The sequence below is a fragment of the Klebsiella sp. C239 genome (assembly GCF_048822715.1).
In the GTDB taxonomy this organism is placed as follows: domain Bacteria; phylum Pseudomonadota; class Gammaproteobacteria; order Enterobacterales; family Enterobacteriaceae; genus Klebsiella; species Klebsiella quasipneumoniae.
In genome coordinates, this window is the sequence record NZ_JBMEZK010000035.1 from 1 (window position 1) to 2,832 (window position 2,832).

The window sequence follows — 2,832 nt, forward strand, 5'->3', positions numbered from 1 at the left end:
TTCTCTCAATCCGCCAAAACATCTTCGGCGTTGTAAGGTTAAGCCTCACGGTTCATTAGTACCGGTTAGCTCAACGCATCGCTGCGCTTACACACCCGGCCTATCAACGTCGTCGTCTTCAACGTTCCTTCAGGAGACTTAAAGTCTCAGGGAGAACTCATCTCGGGGCAAGTTTCGTGCTTAGATGCTTTCAGCACTTATCTCTTCCGCATTTAGCTACCGGGCAGTGCCATTGGCATGACAACCCGAACACCAGTGATGCGTCCACTCCGGTCCTCTCGTACTAGGAGCAGCCCCCCTCAATTCTCCAGCGCCCACGGCAGATAGGGACCGAACTGTCTCACGACGTTCTAAACCCAGCTCGCGTACCACTTTAAATGGCGAACAGCCATACCCTTGGGACCTACTTCAGCCCCAGGATGTGATGAGCCGACATCGAGGTGCCAAACACCGCCGTCGATATGAACTCTTGGGCGGTATCAGCCTGTTATCCCCGGAGTACCTTTTATCCGTTGAGCGATGGCCCTTCCATTCAGAACCACCGGATCACTATGACCTGCTTTCGCACCTGCTCGCGCCGTCACGCTCGCAGTCAAGCTAGCTTATGCCATTGCACTAACCTCCTGATGTCCGACCAGGATTAGCTAACCTTCGTGCTCCTCCGTTACGCTTTGGGAGGAGACCGCCCCAGTCAAACTACCCACCAGACACTGTCCGCAACCCCGATTAGGGGCCCACGTTAGAACATCAAACATTAAAGGGTGGTATTTCAAGGTTGGCTCCACGCAGACTGGCGTCCACGCTTCAAAGCCTCCCACCTATCCTACACATCAAGGCTCAATGTTCAGTGTCAAGCTATAGTAAAGGTTCACGGGGTCTTTCCGTCTTGCCGCGGGTACACTGCATCTTCACAGCGAGTTCAATTTCACTGAGTCTCGGGTGGAGACAGCCTGGCCATCATTACGCCATTCGTGCAGGTCGGAACTTACCCGACAAGGAATTTCGCTACCTTAGGACCGTTATAGTTACGGCCGCCGTTTACCGGGGCTTCGATCAAGAGCTTCTCCTTACGGATAACCCCATCAATTAACCTTCCGGCACCGGGCAGGCGTCACACCGTATACGTCCACTTTCGTGTTTGCACAGTGCTGTGTTTTTAATAAACAGTTGCAGCCAGCTGGTATCTTCGACTGGTCTCAGCTCCATCCGCAGGGACTTCACCTACACACCAGCGTGCCTTCTCCCGAAGTTACGGCACCATTTTGCCTAGTTCCTTCACCCGAGTTCTCTCAAGCGCCTTGGTATTCTCTACCTGACCACCTGTGTCGGTTTGGGGTACGATTTGATGTTACCTGATGCTTAGAGGCTTTTCCTGGAAGCAGGGCATTTGTTACTTCAGCACCGTAGTGCCTCGTCATCACACCTCAGCCTTGATTATCCGGATTTGCCTGGATAACCAGCCTACATGCTTAAACCGGGACAACCGTCGCCCGGCTAACATAGCCTTCTCCGTCCCCCCTTCGCAGTAACACCAAGTACAGGAATATTAACCTGTTTCCCATCGACTACGCCTTTCGGCCTCGCCTTAGGGGTCGACTCACCCTGCCCCGATTAACGTTGGACAGGAACCCTTGGTCTTCCGGCGAGCGGGCTTTTCACCCGCTTTATCGTTACTTATGTCAGCATTCGCACTTCTGATACCTCCAGCAACCCTCACAGGCCACCTTCGCAGGCTTACAGAACGCTCCCCTACCCAACAACACATAGTGTCGCTGCCGCAGCTTCGGTGCATGGTTTAGCCCCGTTACATCTTCCGCGCAGGCCGACTCGACCAGTGAGCTATTACGCTTTCTTTAAATGATGGCTGCTTCTAAGCCAACATCCTGGCTGTCTGTGCCTTCCCACATCGTTTCCCACTTAACCATGACTTTGGGACCTTAGCTGGCGGTCTGGGTTGTTTCCCTCTTCACGACGGACGTTAGCACCCGCCGTGTGTCTCCCGTGATAACATTCTTCGGTATTCGTAGTTTGCATCGGGTTGGTAAGTCGGGATGACCCCCTAGCCGAAACAGTGCTCTACCCCCGAAGATGAGTTCACGAGGCGCTACCTAAATAGCTTTCGGGGAGAACCAGCTATCTCCCGGTTTGATTGGCCTTTCACCCCCAGCCACAAGTCATCCGCTAATTTTTCAACATTAGTCGGTTCGGTCCTCCAGTTAGTGTTACCCAACCTTCAACCTGCCCATGGCTAGATCACCGGGTTTCGGGTCTATACCCTGCAACTTAACGCCCAGTTAAGACTCGGTTTCCCTGCGGCTCCCCTATACGGTTAACCTTGCTACAGAATATAAGTCGCTGACCCATTATACAAAAGGTACGCAGTCACACCCGAAGGTGCTCCCACTGCTTGTACGTACACGGTTTCAGGTTCTTTTTCACTCCCCTCGCCGGGGTTCTTTTCGCCTTTCCCTCACGGTACTGGTTCACTATCGGTCAGTCAGGAGTATTTAGCCTTGGAGGATGGTCCCCCCATATTCAGACAGGATACCACGTGTCCCGCCCTACTCTTCGAGTTCACAACCTGTGCATTTTGGTGTACGGGACTATCACCCTGTACCGTCGGACTTTCCAGACCGTTCCACTAACACACAAGCTGATTCAGACTCTGGGCTGCTCCCCGTTCGCTCGCCGCTACTGGGGGAATCTCGGTTGATTTCTTTTCCTCGGGGTACTTAGATGTTTCAGTTCCCCCGGTTCGCCTCGTTAACCTATGTATTCAGTTAACGATAGTGCAACGAATTGCACTGGGTTTCCCCATTCGGACATCGCCGG

At 53.1% G+C, this 2,832-nt stretch carries 1 rRNA gene; it reads right to left on the reverse strand.

What is annotated here, in order from left to right:
* Positions 1-34: 34 nt before the first annotated feature.
* Positions 35-2,832, reverse strand: a 23S ribosomal RNA gene (locus ACOI6Z_RS27395); the annotation flags it as partial.